The organism is Providencia hangzhouensis (genome assembly GCF_029193595.2).
Classification (GTDB): domain Bacteria; phylum Pseudomonadota; class Gammaproteobacteria; order Enterobacterales; family Enterobacteriaceae; genus Providencia; species Providencia hangzhouensis.
Map to the genome: position 1 here is coordinate 1,507,518 of NZ_CP135052.1, position 16,478 is coordinate 1,523,995.

Sequence of the window (16,478 nt, forward strand, 5' to 3'; positions counted from 1 at the left end):
AGCGCATATTATTTATTTTGTTAGTTGGAGAGTTGGGCGTGAATCAGTCCACTACTATCATGCGCAAACGCGACAATGCATTCGTTCCTGTTGCAGGGTTAACGATTTTTGCTATTGCATCGGGTTATTTAATGAGCTTAATCCCATTATCGATGGGAAGTTTTGGTATTGATACGCAATATGCGGGTTGGTTAGCGAGTGCGTATTATATTGGTTTATTAATTGGCTCAATGTTAATTGAACCAATTATTGCCAAAATAGGCCATCGTCTCGCCTTTATTGGCTTTTTATTGATGCTTGCCGCGACAGTTATTGTACTGCCGTGGACCCCGACCATTGAAGCTTGGTTGCCAAACCGCTTAGTTGCAGGGGTTGCAGTGGCGGGGATTTTTGTGGTTGTCGAATCTTGGTTATTGATTGGCGATAATCCGAAAGAGCGTGCTAAACGTTTAAGTTTTTATATGACGTCATTGTATGGCGGAACCACTCTTGGCCAGCTTGCTATTGGTGTTATTGGAACCCATGGTGCTTATCCGTTTATGGTGGTATTAGGGTTATTATTATTAGCGGTAATGCCACCGTTATTAGTACGTCAAGGCCAGCCAGAAAGTGGTTCGCATCAAAAACTGTCATTGAAAAAAATTGCTCGTTTAAGTAAACCTGCAATTATCGGTTGTATGGTTTCTGGTATTACCATGGGGACTATCTATGGGTTAATGCCGTTATCATTGAAAAAAGACCAATTCACCACCGACCAAGTCGGTGTGTTGATGGCTTCAATTATTCTTGGTGGGATGTTAATACAGCCAGTTGTTAGCAAATTATCTGTCTTAATGAGTAAAACCTTATTACTTGCGATGGTTTCATTATTAGGTGTTTTTGCTATGGGTGTTATTTATATTTCGAGTGACTACTTAGTTATGATTGTCGCTTTAGCGCTACTCGGTATGTCAACTTTTGCCCTATATCCTGTGGCGATAACGTTGGCGTGTGATAACTTAGATTCCTCCTATATCGTCGCAGCAACACAAGTGATGCTGTTTAGTTACAGTATAGGTTCAGCAATGGGGCCTATCGCAGCAGGGACGTTTTTAGGCCAACATAATGGTTTAGTGAATTTCTTCTTTATTGTGCTGTTAGTGACTGCGATTTATATGTTAATTGCGAGCTTACGTCGTAAAGCCAGTGTGTTAGCAAATTAATTTTATCGACAAATAAAACTGCTAAATAAAAGGCTCTGTGAATTACTTACAGGGCCTTTTTGTCGTTCTAATTATTTCTTTTTATTGACGGTTGAAGGTGACAGTTGTGCTTCAATGGGTGAATGCTTTGTATTACGTACAATGCGTTGCTCCCAAAGCTCCCCTAATTTGAAATCCCATGATAGCGGTGATATTTCTGTTCTACCTGCATTTGGGGCAAATGTAAGTTCGCTGAAATACAAGGTATTTTCATCAGACATCAAAAAATCTGCTCGGCAATAATCAAAAGGTGTGACGAGTATTTCTGCTAACCGTAACATTTCTTTGAATAGTGGTGGCTCAGATACGGGTTCCAACATGTTCGGATAACCAAAAGTCACGGGTTGTAACTGCCAGTTGATATCATAAATATTAATAAATTCATTGCCAAATTCGTCTGAGTAGTCAATCTCTGCATAGGCAGGCTTACCAGAGAAGCAATGGATCCTGCATGTTTCTGGTACTAACTTCCGGTTTTTATTAGCGAATAAATCAATATATTCTTCACACATAATTTGTGCGGGAATAGTTTTATAATGACGTTCTCGAGTAATATAGTAAAGGTTTTTAGTTAAATGAAAATCTAATTTATTTTTGGCTTTTAGCCAGTCAAAGTGTGCTTTATCGCGACAAATAATGCTACTACCACTGTCGTGATTGCATTTTAAAACGAAACGCTCTGGCAGTTTGTTTAGATCAATTTCATCGACACTTTTATAAGTGGCGATGATAGGTACTAAATATTCATTTCCTATTGTTCGTGAGATATATTCCCTTACCGCGAGTTTATCTGCAAATTGTGAATATAATGGATTTTTATCTCGCAACATTCTAAAATTTACTTTCTCATTAAAGCTTTTTGGGGCTTTAAAATCAGGGCGGTAATTGAGTTTTTTAGTAAATTTATTAGTGAGATATGTTTTGTCACTCATTATAAGTGTACGTAATTTTTTTATAAAATACTCTGCTTTTTTCATGCGAGCACCAACCATTCTAAAATTGTAGTGTGTAATTAAAATCTAATTTTTATTTGATTATATTTTTTATAACTTAAATAAAGCATCAATAAATGTAACGGTCAATTTAATAATTTCTTAATAAATAAATATTAAACAAAAGATAAATAATGTTCATTTTGTTAATAATAGCCGGATATCCGTACACTTTTATATCAATAATTCAATCGATCGTTTTAATTATTCGTCATTAATAATAAGGGTATTGTTTATTTAAAGTGTAACAAAAGTAAAGAAGATAGACCTTAAGGATTTATTTAGATAATGTCCCTCCTAAAATAAGGGAATAGAGGGGACATTTGAGAGAATTGTTATTTATAACTTACTAAGATGACTATTTTAATGGCGGCTGCCCCATCTTTTTTAGGAATCGTATTTGGGCCGCAACGAGTTGTTTGTAATCAATACAACGATATGGCATATCATATTGCTGCGCCAATTGGGCTAAGATGCGAGCTAAAGCAGGGTAATGGCGGTGATGCCAATGAGGAAAAATATGATGTGTAAGATGGTAGTTTAGTCCCCCAGTTAAACGCCATAAATAATGGGGGGTCGGTAGCCAGTCACAAGCCGTGACAAAATTATGATGGTACCAACCATGCTTGATCTGTTTATCTTCAGGCGCAGTGAAAAACTGCGTCTCTGCCCAATGTGTACCGAGTAATAAATAAATGACAAAAATGGATGCAATCATTTGGCTCAATAAGTAAGTGATAAGTATTGTTGTTAAGCTGATCCCATGGCTGTGAGCCACTAGCAGTGGGGTGCCAATCATTAATATTAAGTGACATACTTTGCTACCTAAAAATAGCGTCCAACCCAGTTTACCCTGTAAAACTTTCTGTGTTTTTAAGCGTGTTTTCCCTGTTCTGTCCGACCAATCAAAAACCAGTGCTATCCATGTGAGTGATAATGATGCAACGAAAGGCCAATAAATATGTTGATATTTCATGAAAGGCCGCCAGCGTTGAAATGGCGTTTGGCGGAATATACCATTTTCTTCAGTATCTAAATCATAATGCTCAATGTTGGCATAGTGATGGTGATAATGAACATGGCGTGTACGCCAAAACTCTGGCTCTAAACCTAAAGGTAATGTCACTAAACGGCCAAATAACCGATTTTTCCAGCTTGATTTAAATAAGGTATTATGACAGGCATCGTGCTGGCCAATCACATTCAATAGCATGATGAGTAAAACAAATACAAAATAGGATAATATGTAAATTGAGGTAGATGTTGTTATGAGTGTTGGCAGGTAACTCAGAAGAGCAAAAATAAACAAGATAGCAATTGCAGTAAGATCATATCGGCTGGCAAATACGTGATCTTGCTTAGTTTGCAGATATTCTTGACTAGCTTGTTTTAATGCAGCATGAAATTGTTGTTCGTTAGCATTTGCGAACTTGAGTTCGAAGTCAGTGTGATGCATGCTACTCTCATTTGAGGTTGTCTTCTTTTAATTAAAGAGTATATCTTCACTAAGTAAAGCGTCGCAAAATAAATATGAAGGGGGAGAAATATTTCGACTTATTCTGAATCAATTTTTATCAAGAATAATAATTTTTGGTATTTTGGACGAATATTTTTGAGAAATATCGATATAAATTGAGAATTTGTGCAAAGTAAACAATTAAATACGAGTTATCCATTAATTAAACTGATATATATTCTATAAAGTATTTGGTCAAAACACGTACTTATTAACTTTCTAAAATATAAAAACTAGCTACATCCTTGTAGAGTGATCCTTTAATATTAAGGTATCAGGGAAAAATGTGTCTGTCTGTAATAAATTATGTAAAAAGAATACTCAATCTAGTTTACTATGTTAATAATAAAATATAGTTATCATTTTAGATGGATTTGTTTTAATTATTCATTATATTTATTTTGCCTAAGCTAAATTAGGAGCTTACCTATATTAATAATGTGTCAAAATGATGAAATAGTCACAGATAAATTATTTTTCGAATAAGGAATGTTATATGAAAAAAATACTGTTAATAATTTTATCAACACTGATTATTCCTGTGTCCGCTCAAGCAGGTTATCAATATTATGGTTGTGATAAAAAAATCTATCAACTAGAGAAACAGCTAAAATACGCCAAAATGCATGGTAACCGAAATAGAGTTGCGGGGTTAGAGCGCGCTATTTCAAATGTACAAAATAACTGTTACGACCATTATTCGGGGGCGACTGGGCCAACAAAATTAAATCATCGTTATAGCTTTACTGAAGCAGATCGTTTAGAGCAGCAGATAGAAGCATTACAAGATGAAATAGAACGCTTAAAAGCGGCTAAAAATTAACTCAATACGTAATATTAAAATCAAATATTATTTATAAGCTAAAAACCGTGTTGGATGAATTTAGCGCTATAGCTGCTTGTCGTAATTATTGTCATATTCACTTTAATTGTTGTCTAGCTATAGCGCATTGAATTAATCAGTGAAATAATAAGTTAACGTCGTTTTTTAATATTGTATACTTTTTATTATGGTTATTCGTCCTCATCAACACTGGTTTTTTCGGTTATTCGACTGGCATGGCTCTGTACTGTCAAAAATAACATTTCGGCTTTCTCTAAATATAATGATATCAATCGTAGCAGTACTAAGTTTCCAATGGTACGAGCGATTAGGTATACACTTAACAATAGCCCCCTTTAGCTTACTAGGGATTGCCATCGCAATATTCCTAGGTTTTCGCAATAATGCATGTTACAGCCGCTTGATTGAGGCTCGCACACTCTGGGCTTCGTTATTAATTAACCAAAGAAATATTCTAAGAAATATTAAAGGGTTATTACCTAATGATCAGGCCGCCCAAAAGGAATTTGCTAATTTGCTGATTGCTTTTGGTTGGAGCCTTAAACATGAATTAAGGAAAACCAGCCCAGTCATTGATATGTATAGGTTATTACCCCGTACTATTTTTGATGAGGTTATCCGAAGTCCGTTTCCCACTAGCCGAATATTATTGCAGATTGGCCTAAAGGTGGGGGAATTACGCGATAAAAAAGTCATCAGTGATGTACTCTTTCAAGCTATTAATAAAGATATTAATGCGCTATCGGAAGTTCTTGGCGGCTGCGAACGTATTGCGAACACGCCGATCCCGTTTGCTTATACACTAATTTTGCAGCGAACAGTTTACTTATTTTGTTCGTTACTTCCATTTGCATTGGTTGTTGACCTACATTATATGACGCCATTTGTTTCTGTTTTTATTTCTTACACTTTTTTAGCGTGGGATGCACTAGCCGAGGAACTTGAAGATCCTTTTGGGACTGCTGCAAATGATTTACCGCTGAATGCCATTTGTAATAGTATTGAACGCAATGCATTGGATATGTTGGATATTCAACCACTTCCCCCTCAGTACCAGCCAGATAAATATTTTAACTTGTTGTAGTGCTAATCTATTCATTCTTGAAGACAGTAGAGCGTGATATTCACGTTTTACTGTTTCTCCTTATTTCTCTTTCCTCTTTTTTCTTTTCTATCGAATATTATTTTGTCTTTTTGGGTCATACAAATCAGGAATTCTGTACAGATAATCTTATCAATACTATACTCCCCCTATGTATACTAAAGGGGCTTAAATATGCCACATTCCCCAAAAGAAAAAAAAGCAGTTCTTACGCGGGTCAGAAAGTTGAAAGGGCAATTGCTTGCCTTAGAGTCAGCCTTGGAAGATGAGGTTGAATGCGCCGCCATTTTACAACAAATTGCTGCTATTCGTGGGGCAGTTAATGGTTTGATGGCCGGGGTATTAGAGAGTCATTTGCGGGAAGGGCTTCAAGAGTCAGCAACAACACAGTTGCAAAAAGACTCAGTAGACGATGCCATCTCATTAATTCGTACCTATTTGCGGTAAATAAAGAAGGAATAACGATGAAATCACGTGCAGCAGTTGCATTTGGCCCTGGTGAGCCATTAAAAATTGTCGAAATTGATGTCATGCCACCAAAGGCTGGGGAAGTGTTAGTCAAAATTAGCCATACGGGTGTTTGCCATACTGATGCATTTACATTGTCAGGTGATGACCCTGAAGGGTTATTTCCTGTGGTATTAGGGCATGAAGGCGCGGGTGTTGTTGTTGAAGTCGGTGAAGGTGTAACTAGCGTTAGCGTTGGTGACCATGTCATCCCACTTTATACGGCAGAATGTGGAAAATGTGTTTTTTGTGAGTCAGGTAAAACAAACTTATGTGTCTCTGTTAGGGAAACACAAGGTAAAGGTGTGATGCCTGATGGGACCACACGTTTTTCTTACAATGGCCAGCCTGTTTACCATTATATGGGCTGTTCAACATTCAGTGAATATACCGTTGTTGCCGAAGTCTCTTTGGCTAAAATTAACCCTCAAGCCAACCATGAAGAAGTGTGTTTATTAGGTTGTGGCGTGACCACGGGTATCGGTGCTGTACATAATACGGCTAAAGTACAAGAAGGTGACTCAGTTGCAGTTTTTGGCCTCGGTGGGATTGGTCTTGCGGTTATTCAAGGGGCAAGGCAAGCAAAGGCTGGCCGTATTATTGCCATTGATACTAACCCGTCTAAGTTTGAACTAGCGCGCCAATTTGGTGCGACAGAATGTTTGAATCCTAATGATTTTGATAAGCCGATTCAGCAAGTGTTGATTGAGAAAACCCAGTGGGGAGTTGATCATACCTTTGAATGTATTGGTAATGTTAATGTTATGCGTGCAGCACTTGAAAGTGCACACCGAGGATGGGGCCAATCAATTATCATTGGTGTCGCAGGGGCAGGGCAAGAAATTTCAACTCGTCCATTCCAATTAGTAACAGGGCGGTCATGGCGTGGTACGGCTTTTGGTGGTGTGAAAGGCCGTAGCCAGTTGCCAAAAATGGTTGAAGATGCCATGAAGGGTGATATTGAGCTGTCTCCATTTGTGACGCACACATTGCCATTAGAGCGTATTAATGACGCATTTGATTTAATGCATGAAGGCAAATCAATCCGCACCGTTATTCACTATGATTAAGGAGTCTTTGATGGAGAGAATTGAACGCCATGCGTGTTTTGGGGGCTGGCAGGATGTTTATCAACATCAATCCACCGTGCTCGGCTGTGAAATGAAGTTCGCAGCTTTTCTACCACCACAAGCGAAAACAACCGTCTGCCCAGTGATTTATTGGTTATCAGGGTTAACCTGTAATGAACAAAATTTTATTACTAAGGCGGGAGCCCAACAATTTGCGGCAGAACATGGCGTGGTTATAATCGCACCAGATACTAGCCCTCGAGGGCCTGAGGTTGCTGATGACGAGGCTTATGATTTAGGACAAGGCGCAGGTTTTTATGTGAATGCTCTGCAAGCCCCGTGGAGTCATCATTACAGAATGTATGATTATATTGTGTCTGAGCTACCTGATTTAATCGAAACACATTTGCCTGTATCTGATAAACGTTCTATTTTTGGCCATTCTATGGGTGGACACGGGGCTTTAATGATTGGCTTACGAAATGCAGGCCGATATTCTAGTTTATCTGCATTTTCTCCTATTGTTGCTCCAACCCAAGTTCCATGGGGGCGCAAAGCCTTTATGGCTTATCTGGGGGAAGAAACAGCTAGCTGGTCTCAATATGACACTGTTGAATTAATCGGAAAAGCGGAGGCTATTCCACCTATTTTAGTGGATGTAGGCACTGCGGATCCTTTCTATCAAGAACAATTAAAACCCGAGTTATTTGCAGATATTTGTGACAAAAAGCAATTTGAATATCGTTTGAATTTACGTGATGGATATGACCACAGTTACTATTTTATTAGTAGCTTTATTGGTGAACATATTGCATTTCATGCACGCTATTTAAACGATAATAGCTGAGTATGGTAGTGTTAGGTATATTGAAGTTTTAGGTATATTGTAGGGTGAGGCCAATAGTTGGTTTCACCTTGCTATTCCTTAACGTTTTAATCATGCCTAAATCGCTACTCTAACCCTCCATGGGAGAGCTTGCTGATTGCTTTAATCGCACTGATTGCGACATCTTTATTTGGGTCATTACATAATTCAAGTAGTCGATTAATCGTATTATGTTGTTTCAGTCGTATTTTACAATCACCTAAAGCGGATATGGCAGCTATTTTTACATCATCATTTTTTCTTTTCGTTAAATCAAGTAATGTATTTATGACTTTGTTATCCATCTTTTATCCTAATCAGGGTATTAAGAAATAAAGTTAATTAAAATCCATTTGTTTCAAAATATTAATTTCAATGTAGAGATGCTACTAAAAGAAAGAATTTGTTAATATCAAAAAACACAACTAATATGGATATAGTATGATTAGGTTTGTGTATGAATAGGTAGCAAAAATCATACCTATTCATATATAGGGATTAGGAAGATTAAATAAGATTAATTAAAAAACCTGTGCTTTAACGGATTGATAAAAAATATTATTTGTATACTAAAAATGGTGGGAGAGTTTACTCAGTGCCTTTATTGCAGACACCGCAACATCCTTATTGGGATCTCTACAGAGTTCAATTAAACGGTTGATCGCATTTTGTTGTTCAACGGTCGCTTTATAATCACCTAATGCGGAAATAGCTGCAATTTTAACATCATCATTTCCACGATGCGTTAATTCAATTAATGTTTCAATAATGTTATTTTCCATGTAAACCCTTTGAAATACCTATGCGATACCAAGGTATTCTAAGTGAATTTACTTGAGATTTATTTTTGAAATTTAATGCTTTATTAATACATTATATAGATTTTACGCATTTTCAGGCTATTAACTATCTTATTAACTAGGGCGCATTAAGAGAGTAAGGATTATTGATATAAAAAATTTAAAATATTAAAAGACATTAGTTATCTATTAAAATAGATATGACTAAATAATTCTTTATTAAGGTAAAAATAATAAAGCACTTTACCTTTAAAATGAGTTAAATAAAGTGCTTATTAAGCCTGAGTTAGTGACGTAAATAAACGTGAGGCGTGTTATTTTCAGGGTGTTGAGTAACACCTAAGTCAGCTCGATACCAACGAGTTAAGTTTTCAGTCGTTAAAACATCGGTAGGGGAACCTTGAGCGACAAGCTTTCCATTATGAATTAATAACACTTTATCTGCATATAATGCGGTTAGATTAAGGTCATGTAATACACAGCAAACACCTAACGGTCGTTGACGTGTAAGTTGATGTAGTAACCGTAAGCTATGCTGTTGATGATATAGGTCAAGCGCAGAAGTGGGTTCATCGAGAAACAAGCATGCGGGTTGAGCTGTTGGTTGCCATAATTGTGCTAATACTCGAGCTAATTGAACGCGTTGCTGCTCACCCCCTGAAAGTTGGCGGTAATCCCGCTGCCGTAATGATTGGCAACTGGTTTGTGCTAACGCTTCATTGATGGCGGTGTGTTTATATTCTGAACCATAGGGGGTTCTGCCCATTGCAACCACATCTTCAACAGTAAAAGCAAATTGCAAATGGCTATGCTGTTTCATCACAGCACGTTTTCGGGCTAACGCATTATGCTCCCAGTCAGTCATTGCTCGGCCTTCAATAAAGCATGTGCCATGAGTCGGGGTATTATAGCCTGTTAGTAATTTTAATAGACTGGATTTCCCTGCGCCATTTGGCCCAATGATCACCACAAATTCCCCTTGATCAATCGATAAACTCACATTATCTATAAGCGTCTTTTCACTGATTTTATATGATAAATTTTGTGCTTCTAACAAGAGCGATTTTGTTTGCATTTTTAGATCCTCCCCGAAGGCTGCCGTAAAATTAGCCATAAGAAGTAGGGGCCACCAATTAACCCTGTCAGTAAGCCAACAGGAATTTCAGCAGGTGCAACCGCAGTCCTTGCTACAGTATCGGCAATAAGTAATAAGCCCGCACCTACGATAGCGGAACCAGGAATTAACCAACGATGGTCTGGCCCGAGAGTCATGCGAATGAGATGGGGAACAACGAGACCGACAAAACCAATAACACCGCTCATGGCAACCGCACAACCAACTAACATGGCGCTAAGGAATAATAAAATAAACTTGGTACGCTCAACATTGAGCCCAAGGTAATGGGCGTCTTCGTCCCCTAATTGTAGGATATTAAGCTTACTTCCTTGTGTTAAACAGATAATACAAATAGGAAGAATAACTGAAGCGGCGATGGCCAATGATGCCCAGTCAACATTACCGAGCGTGCCCATCATCCATAAGCTAAATGTTCTGAGTTGTTGGTCATTGCTGATATAACTAAGAACACCGATGAATGACATACACAGCGCATTGATAGCGATACCCGCGAGAAGTAGTTTTGCGAGGTTACCATTTGATGAACGATTTAAGCTAAAAATAATAAAAGATACGGCTAGGCTACCAATAAAAGCAGCCGCGACATGGCCATAACCTTGCATCACGGTGGGTAATGAAACAGAGAAAACAATAAATGCGGCAACGGATAAAGCCGCGCCACTACTGATACCGAGTAAGCTAGGATCAGCGAGGGGGTTACGGAATAACCCTTGCATAATGGCGCCAGATACTGCTAAGGCAAGGCCAACTAAGATGGCAATTAACACGCGAGGAAGGCGGATATTCAGCCATATCTGCCAATCCGAGTCTGTGGCAGATGCCTGCCACAGTGCTTTTAATGAGAAGTTCATTGCGCCGGCATTCGACGCGATGAGAACTAAACCGCCAAGTGCTAACAATAATACGATAATCACCAAAAATGGGTTTTTAAAGCGACTCATTGGGATTTTTCTAATGCCTCACGTAGTTGTTGCATGACTTTAGGCGTACCTAAACTGAAAGTGAGCATACCGACGTCATCGACAACCAGAAGCGCTTTATTTTTCCCTGCGGGGGTCATTGACATTCCTTGTAATTTCCACACTTTTTCTATTCCACCTAATGATTTAATACCTTCTTTGGTAAAAATGATTAAGTCAGGTTGGCTTGACAGCAAGCCTTCTTGGGATAGAGGACGATAGCTGTCGAAGCTGCTCATGGCATTTTTTGCCCCTACCGCGTTAATGACACTGTCTGCCGCAGTGTGCCGTCCTGCTGCTAAAGGCATAACACCACCGTGACTCATGATAAATAAGACTTTTTTGTCAATAGGAGCCGTATTTACTTGGCTGAGCTGTTGGTTAAATTGATTAACTAATTGCTTCCCTTGCTCTGTTTTACCGACCACATTAGCGATGGTGGTAATTTTTTCTGGAATGGCTTCTAAACTCGGTTTCCCTGTTACCTTAATAATTTTTACGCCGCTTTTTTCGATTTGCGAAAGAGCCATTGAGGGTTTAGCTAACTCACTCGCAAGTACTAAAGTCGGGCGCATTGACAACACGCCTTCTGCGTTAAGCATACGCATATAGCCCACATCAGGGAGCTTGGTGGCTTGCTCTGGATGAAGGCTGGTGCTGTCACGGGCGACGAGCTGTTCCTGTGCTCCAAGTTCATACACAATTTCAGTCACATCACCTCCTAAGGTGACGATGCGTTCTGTTGCATAAGAACAAAAAGAGATAAACAGCGTTGATAAGATTAGAAGCCATTGTTTCATAATAAGTTACCTAGTTTTAAATGCGTGGTAATGCGGTGACTTGTTGGCGCCATTGCTCTTGCTCTGGAGTCCCTTCCGTACGCTGCCCATACATTTGTGCGATTTGATTTCCTTGGTTATCGAAGACTTCAAGGCTAGTCACATGGCCATCTTGTGTTGGCTTGCGTGTGACCCAGCATTCGGCAATACCATTTTCAATCATGTGCAAGGTGAAATCAGGATTGAAAATATTTAGCCACTTTAAGTCTGAACCTTCACTTTGATATGGCATGATTTTTTTGATTTCACCAGTAAAAATTTGCACACATCCGCGGTTGCCCACAAAAATCATAATTTCGTTTTGATCTTTGAACGCAGTGTTAATCAGCTGATTGAAGGAATCATTAGGCACTTTCCAAGCCAAATCATCGCTAACCGCAGAGAAAACTTGCTGGCGGCTGAGGTTGTTTTTCTTGAGTAGAACAAAAAATTGGTGAACGTCTGTCATGTTGCGCCATTCTTGTTCTAATTGTTGTTTTAGCTCTTCACTAACGGGCTGATTGGTAAATGCAGTTGCTGTTTCATGGATGAGCTCCGGGTTATCTTGGGTGGCATATTTTTCAATCAATGCCTGCCATGCCGCCATATCTGTTTCATCGGTGGTGTAAACTTTATGTAGTGCGTCACCTTGTTTATCAAAAAATTGGATACTATGACGCTCACCGTGTTTGCTGTCTTCCGTCAAAGCAAAGATAGCGTCCCAATGGCTGAAAAACATCCGTAAATCAAGGGCGCGAGGGTTTAAAATTAACCCACCGTGTGGGCTAAAGGTTGCATTGTCATAACGACCAACTTGCTCATGAACCACATATTCGTTACGGGTAATCGCTTTCACTTTCCCAACAGTGGCTAATTCTGTCAACAAAGTGGGGGCATCGACATTTAAACGAACAGCTTTGTCGTGACCAACACGACTATGCAGTAGCTGAGCTTCAGATACATTTAAATAGGCGGCGAGATCGCGAGCGTATTTGGCTTTGTTATCTGTTTTTGCTTGTTGGTAACGCTCGTAAAGTGCTGAATTCACGTTTATCTCCTTAATATTGTGTGAATTACCATTGGAAGCTGACAAGCAGCTTGGCATTACGTCCATCTTGAGGAATACCTTGTGATGAGTAGTATTCTTTATCAAATGCATTGCCTAACACGACACTGGTTCCTAACCCTTTGAGTTGTCCTTCACCTTGATAACTCACATAGAAGTCATGTACGGCATAGCCGGCTTGTTGTTCTGCTTTAGAGGCTTTATTGAATTCTGTATGGCGCGTAAACTCCCCTAGCCAGCCCACTGAAAAACCGCTGTCTGCAATAGGTACGGCCAGATTACTGGTGACAGAATCAGGTTTAATTGATGTTATTGATTTTCCATTAGATTCATCTTTTCCTTCAGTATGGTTATAAGCCAAACTCCAATTGAAATAGTCTGTTTTATAATCCATTGAGGCATCCCATCCCCAAATTTTGGCACGTTTAGTATTGATTGATGTGGTGTAGTTATTTTGCAAAATATATCTATCAACATTCACATATGTGTTGATGTAATCTTTCGCTTTGGTATCAAAATAACTGGCTTTAAATTGTAGGTTATCTCTTTCCATCAATAGGTCATCGAAACGCAGACCAAAACCATATTCTGCGGTACGGGTTGATTCAGGTTTCAGATTAGGGTTTGGTTTCCATCTATTAACGATTGGCCCCATTTGGAAGTGGACCTCGTCGTTATACATTTCCATCATAGAAGGGGCTCGGAAGGCTTCTGAATATGACGCAAATAGCATTGACCACTCTGTTGGTGTGATGCTAACGGCACCTTTAGATGACCATTTACCTTTTTTCACATCTTCATTGCCATCAGATGTCGCTTTATAGTGGTCATAGCGCGTACCGACAATAAAGGAAACAGGCAAATCTTTTAGGCTAATTTCATCTTGTAAAAAGCCGGATGCAAAGGTGATGTCCGCATCGGGGAATTGGGTGGTGTTTGCATAAGGAGTTTGTTTTTGCTTATAAGCTTCACTGCCGTAAGTCAGGTTATGTGATGCTAATGGCAAGTCATAAAAGTTAGAGCGGTTATCAGCTTTTATGCCATAAGTTTTTTGTGTACGACCTTCATAGGGGGTTCCTTGGCCTTTTGCCGTGATATTAATATCGGAGTAATAAGGCGTGACTTTAAAATTTAGCCATTCCTGTGAGCCCGGTTTCATTTGATAAGTTATCTGTGCATCACGTTGGCGAGTGGTACGGTTAACTTTTAGATTGTCACTCCCTACATTAATTTCTTGCGGGTTTTTCGGCTCATTGGCATCATTATTATAATAACGCACTTGGCCAGAAAGCTTTTGTGTATCATCGATTTGCCATGTTCCTTTTGCCAGCAGGTTACCAATGGTTTCCTTGTTTTTCATGTCATCGCCATTACTCATGCGGACATTACCGGTTTCTTTCGTGACAAAGCTGAATAGCCCATCAAGGTTATCACTACGGCCAAACGCAGTGCCGCCGAAACCGAAGCTATGATCGCCAGTAGCGGCTTCGGTAAAGACACGGAAACCGTGGTCTTGGCCTTCACGTAATAAGTCTTTGGCATCAACGGTTTCCCAAGCAATCACACCGCCCATGGCACCACTGCCGTAGAGTAGGGCAGAAGGGCCACGGATAATTTCAACTTGCTTAATCAGAGCAGGGTCGATAAAGGTGCCATTGACATGGCCTGTATCTGTGCCTTGGCGAATACCATCCACTAAGGTCAAAATGCCGCGTCGATCAAACCCGCGCATATAAATATCTTGCCCATTTGCACGGCTGGTACCGGTGACACCAATCCCGGGAACTTTACGTAAAATGTCATTGACGGTGCTGGCCGTTTGCGTTTCAGGTGAATTATTTTTGATCACCGTGACCATCATCGGGGTTTCGAAGCTGTCACGTTCGCTACCTGTCGCATAGACAGTCATCACATCATGATGATTTTTTTTTGGTGATGGTTCTGTTGTTTGTGCTTGAGCACTTGCTATCACGCCTAAGATGGCACTGGTTAGGACTGACATTCGCAAAACAGGGGACATAATTGTGATACTCCATATAGTTTTTATCTGTATTAAGCAGAGTGAATTCGTATTAATTGATAGCGATGTATTGGTCTGGAGGACCTGAATTCGGTATGACACAGGAAAAATTGCATGTAAGCGGTGTCTGAACATAGCAAGAGGAGTAAACAACTAATGAAGGTATAAAGCTGAGGTAATAGTCAGTAACTGGTTGGTGTTCAGCAGGACTATTTGGGATGTGGCACATTAACGCTACCGCTGCGCGATAGTCAGGTATCGAGTGGCTATCCTTGCTGATCCTATATTTAGTGGCACAAATGTGAAATACAGACGTCAGTTTAAACTCCATAAGAAACCTTTTCCTATGTTTAGATTAAGCTGGCTGCCTGGATAATTAACCTAGGTGGCTTGCGAATTAAGTTTTGGTACGACTTACTTTGGGTATGGCTTACTTAGTTAAGATCAACTTACCTGTACGAGTTTGTCTCAATTGATAAAGCTCGCCATTATGTTGAATTGAGACCTTACCGGCAGGGCCCAATAATTGTTGGCTTTCTATCACGTCAGTTTTAACGGGTTGTTTCGCCGTTTCGACGGTATTTTCTGCAACTGGGGCTGTCATATTATTTACCATACTAAGTTTGTTGATAATCGAAATGATATTGAGAATGATTATCTTTAGAATGATTGCCAATATCAAGTAATTTTCACAATCAAACAACAAAAGAGCCACAAAAAACTAAGTTCGTACGAAAAAACAGCATTAATCTAGTGGTTCCCCACTTACAAGGCTATAATTGAGTTTCTCTATTCATTGCATGGGTGAATAAAATGAAAATATTACTGTTAGGAGCGACAGGGCTTGTGGGAAGTCATGTTTTATCATTGGCACTTGCAGACTCTCGTGTGACTCAGGTGATAGCGCCAACACGACATGCATTAGCAGAACATGAGAAATTACAAGCACCTATTGTTGATTTTAACCATTTACCTGACGAGGCTGCGTTATGGGAAGTCGATGCTGTGATTTGCGCGCTCGGTTCAACCCTCAAAGCCGCTGGTTCAAAGGCGGCATTTCGTCAAGTGGACTACACCTATCCTTTAACCTGTGCAAGGCTAGCCAAAAAATGGGGTTGCTCGACATTTGTATTGACTTCTGCTTTGGGGTCAAACGCTAAGTCACCTTTTTTTTATAGCCGAGTAAAAGGGCAGCTTGAACAAGATTTAAGATCACTGGGTTTTGATTCTTTAACTTTAGTTCGCCCGAATGTGATTCGTGGTGACCGCCAAAAAGTGCGTTTGGGTGAAGTTGTTGTGATTCGTATTATTTCCTGTCTATCATCTATATTGCCCGCGAGCTGCCAAGTTAGCCCCGCAACAAATATTGCGAAGGCATTATTTGAGGCTGCAATAAATCCCACGAAAGGGGTTCGTGTTATTTCATCTAAACAGCTTATATAACACTGGCTAGTTCATTTTTGTTGGTTATGTTGTTTTTTTGTTTCACACACAAAAGCTTCAATTTTATGATGCCTGAAATGCTAACCGATTTAGGAAT

Annotated in this window: 17 protein-coding genes; 7 read left to right on the plus strand and 10 right to left on the minus strand. The window is 39.5% G+C overall.

Going from position 1 to position 16,478, the window contains the following annotated elements:
• The first annotated feature begins 59 nt into the window (after positions 1–59).
• Positions 60–1,202 carry an MFS transporter gene (locus PZ638_RS06520; RefSeq protein ID WP_004261743.1) on the plus strand — a complete coding sequence of 381 codons (1,143 nt, stop codon included), beginning with the start codon at positions 60–62 and terminating at the stop codon, positions 1,200–1,202.
• Between the two features lie 71 nt (positions 1,203–1,273).
• On the opposite strand, the gene PZ638_RS06525 is transcribed toward PZ638_RS06520, so the two are convergent.
• A complete protein-coding gene (locus tag PZ638_RS06525; RefSeq protein WP_094962086.1) occupies positions 1,274–2,218 on the minus strand; it encodes an ATP-grasp fold amidoligase family protein in 945 nt (314 codons plus the stop codon).
• A 373-nt stretch (positions 2,219–2,591) separates the two neighbouring features.
• Complete coding sequence (locus PZ638_RS06530) at positions 2,592–3,689, minus strand: fatty acid desaturase family protein (RefSeq protein ID WP_094962087.1); 1,098 nt, start codon at positions 3,687–3,689, stop codon at positions 2,592–2,594.
• Positions 3,690–4,245: 556 nt separating this feature from the next.
• Between PZ638_RS06530 and PZ638_RS06535 the strand changes: the two genes are divergently transcribed.
• The 5 genes from PZ638_RS06535 to fghA all read left to right on the plus strand — a co-directional run bounded on the left by PZ638_RS06535 (position 4,246) and on the right by fghA (position 8,119).
• Positions 4,246–4,572: a DUF1090 family protein gene (locus PZ638_RS06535; protein ID WP_004261735.1), complete on the plus strand. Its 327-nt coding sequence runs from the start codon at positions 4,246–4,248 to the stop codon at positions 4,570–4,572.
• 187 nt (positions 4,573–4,759) lie between these two features.
• Positions 4,760–5,677 carry a bestrophin family protein gene (locus PZ638_RS06540; protein ID WP_094962088.1) on the plus strand — a complete coding sequence of 306 codons (918 nt, stop codon included), beginning with the start codon at positions 4,760–4,762 and terminating at the stop codon, positions 5,675–5,677.
• 192 nt (positions 5,678–5,869) lie between these two features.
• The gene (gene frmR, locus PZ638_RS06545; RefSeq protein WP_004261729.1) at positions 5,870–6,142 is read left to right on the plus strand and encodes a formaldehyde-responsive transcriptional repressor FrmR; all 273 of its coding nucleotides are present in this window, start codon (positions 5,870–5,872) and stop codon (positions 6,140–6,142) included.
• A 17-nt stretch (positions 6,143–6,159) separates the two neighbouring features.
• The gene (locus PZ638_RS06550; protein WP_004261726.1) at positions 6,160–7,272 is read left to right on the plus strand and encodes an S-(hydroxymethyl)glutathione dehydrogenase/class III alcohol dehydrogenase; all 1,113 of its coding nucleotides are present in this window, start codon (positions 6,160–6,162) and stop codon (positions 7,270–7,272) included.
• A gap of 10 nt (positions 7,273–7,282) precedes the next feature.
• The gene (gene fghA / locus PZ638_RS06555) at positions 7,283–8,119 is read left to right on the plus strand and encodes an S-formylglutathione hydrolase (RefSeq protein ID WP_144140858.1); all 837 of its coding nucleotides are present in this window, start codon (positions 7,283–7,285) and stop codon (positions 8,117–8,119) included.
• Between the two features lie 104 nt (positions 8,120–8,223).
• Here the strand turns inward: fghA and PZ638_RS06560 are convergent, their stop codons facing one another.
• The 8 genes from PZ638_RS06560 to hemP all read right to left on the minus strand — a co-directional run bounded on the left by PZ638_RS06560 (position 8,224) and on the right by hemP (position 15,542).
• Entirely contained in the window at positions 8,224–8,442 is a 219-nt protein-coding gene (locus PZ638_RS06560) for a HEAT repeat domain-containing protein (RefSeq protein ID WP_004261720.1), read from the minus strand.
• A 264-nt stretch (positions 8,443–8,706) separates the two neighbouring features.
• Positions 8,707–8,919 carry a HEAT repeat domain-containing protein gene (locus tag PZ638_RS06565; protein WP_004261718.1) on the minus strand — a complete coding sequence of 71 codons (213 nt, stop codon included), beginning with the start codon at positions 8,917–8,919 and terminating at the stop codon, positions 8,707–8,709.
• 304 nt (positions 8,920–9,223) lie between these two features.
• The gene (locus PZ638_RS06570) at positions 9,224–10,012 is read right to left on the minus strand and encodes a heme ABC transporter ATP-binding protein (RefSeq protein ID WP_206277778.1); all 789 of its coding nucleotides are present in this window, start codon (positions 10,010–10,012) and stop codon (positions 9,224–9,226) included.
• Positions 10,013–10,014: 2 nt separating this feature from the next.
• On the minus strand, positions 10,015–11,016 hold the full coding sequence (locus tag PZ638_RS06575) for a FecCD family ABC transporter permease (RefSeq protein ID WP_094962090.1): 1,002 nt from the start codon (positions 11,014–11,016) through the stop codon (positions 10,015–10,017).
• Positions 11,013–11,834, minus strand: a complete 822-nt coding sequence (locus PZ638_RS06580; protein WP_094962091.1) for a heme/hemin ABC transporter substrate-binding protein — start codon at positions 11,832–11,834, stop codon at positions 11,013–11,015. Before PZ638_RS06580 ends, PZ638_RS06575 begins: the two co-directional genes overlap by 4 nt.
• Positions 11,835–11,850: 16 nt before the next feature.
• A complete protein-coding gene (locus tag PZ638_RS06585) occupies positions 11,851–12,900 on the minus strand; it encodes a hemin-degrading factor (protein ID WP_036958445.1) in 1,050 nt (349 codons plus the stop codon).
• Between the two features lie 25 nt (positions 12,901–12,925).
• Positions 12,926–14,938 (minus strand): TonB-dependent hemoglobin/transferrin/lactoferrin family receptor, encoded by a 2,013-nt coding sequence (locus tag PZ638_RS06590; protein ID WP_144140862.1) that lies wholly within the window; start codon positions 14,936–14,938, stop codon positions 12,926–12,928.
• Positions 14,939–15,368: 430 nt separating this feature from the next.
• A complete protein-coding gene (gene hemP / locus PZ638_RS06595; protein WP_226617232.1) occupies positions 15,369–15,542 on the minus strand; it encodes a hemin uptake protein HemP in 174 nt (57 codons plus the stop codon).
• A 209-nt stretch (positions 15,543–15,751) separates the two neighbouring features.
• Here hemP and PZ638_RS06600 point away from each other — a divergent pair, with 209 nt between their 5' ends.
• On the plus strand, positions 15,752–16,381 hold the full coding sequence (locus PZ638_RS06600) for an NAD(P)H-binding protein (protein WP_144140864.1): 630 nt from the start codon (positions 15,752–15,754) through the stop codon (positions 16,379–16,381).
• Positions 16,382–16,478 lie beyond the last annotated feature (97 nt).

Bases quoted from the DNA above. Each gene is read 5' to 3' on its own strand.
- PZ638_RS06520 (WP_004261743.1), top strand. From the start codon at position 60: ATGCGCAAACGCGACAATGCATTCGTTCCTGTTGCAGGGTTAACGATT.
- PZ638_RS06525 (WP_094962086.1), bottom strand. From the start codon at position 2,218: ATGAAAAAAGCAGAGTATTTTATAAAAAAATTACGTACACTTATAATG.
- PZ638_RS06530 (WP_094962087.1), bottom strand. From the start codon at position 3,689: ATGCATCACACTGACTTCGAACTCAAGTTCGCAAATGCTAACGAACAA.
- PZ638_RS06535 (WP_004261735.1), top strand. From the start codon at position 4,246: ATGAAAAAAATACTGTTAATAATTTTATCAACACTGATTATTCCTGTG.
- PZ638_RS06540 (WP_094962088.1), top strand. From the start codon at position 4,760: ATGGTTATTCGTCCTCATCAACACTGGTTTTTTCGGTTATTCGACTGG.
- frmR (WP_004261729.1), top strand. From the start codon at position 5,870: ATGCCACATTCCCCAAAAGAAAAAAAAGCAGTTCTTACGCGGGTCAGA.
- PZ638_RS06550 (WP_004261726.1), top strand. From the start codon at position 6,160: ATGAAATCACGTGCAGCAGTTGCATTTGGCCCTGGTGAGCCATTAAAA.
- fghA (WP_144140858.1), top strand. From the start codon at position 7,283: ATGGAGAGAATTGAACGCCATGCGTGTTTTGGGGGCTGGCAGGATGTT.
- PZ638_RS06560 (WP_004261720.1), bottom strand. From the start codon at position 8,442: ATGGATAACAAAGTCATAAATACATTACTTGATTTAACGAAAAGAAAA.
- PZ638_RS06565 (WP_004261718.1), bottom strand. From the start codon at position 8,919: ATGGAAAATAACATTATTGAAACATTAATTGAATTAACGCATCGTGGA.
- PZ638_RS06570 (WP_206277778.1), bottom strand. From the start codon at position 10,012: ATGCAAACAAAATCGCTCTTGTTAGAAGCACAAAATTTATCATATAAA.
- PZ638_RS06575 (WP_094962090.1), bottom strand. From the start codon at position 11,016: ATGAGTCGCTTTAAAAACCCATTTTTGGTGATTATCGTATTATTGTTA.
- PZ638_RS06580 (WP_094962091.1), bottom strand. From the start codon at position 11,834: ATGAAACAATGGCTTCTAATCTTATCAACGCTGTTTATCTCTTTTTGT.
- PZ638_RS06590 (WP_144140862.1), bottom strand. From the start codon at position 14,938: ATGTCCCCTGTTTTGCGAATGTCAGTCCTAACCAGTGCCATCTTAGGC.
- hemP (WP_226617232.1), bottom strand. From the start codon at position 15,542: ATGACAGCCCCAGTTGCAGAAAATACCGTCGAAACGGCGAAACAACCC.
- PZ638_RS06600 (WP_144140864.1), top strand. From the start codon at position 15,752: ATGAAAATATTACTGTTAGGAGCGACAGGGCTTGTGGGAAGTCATGTT.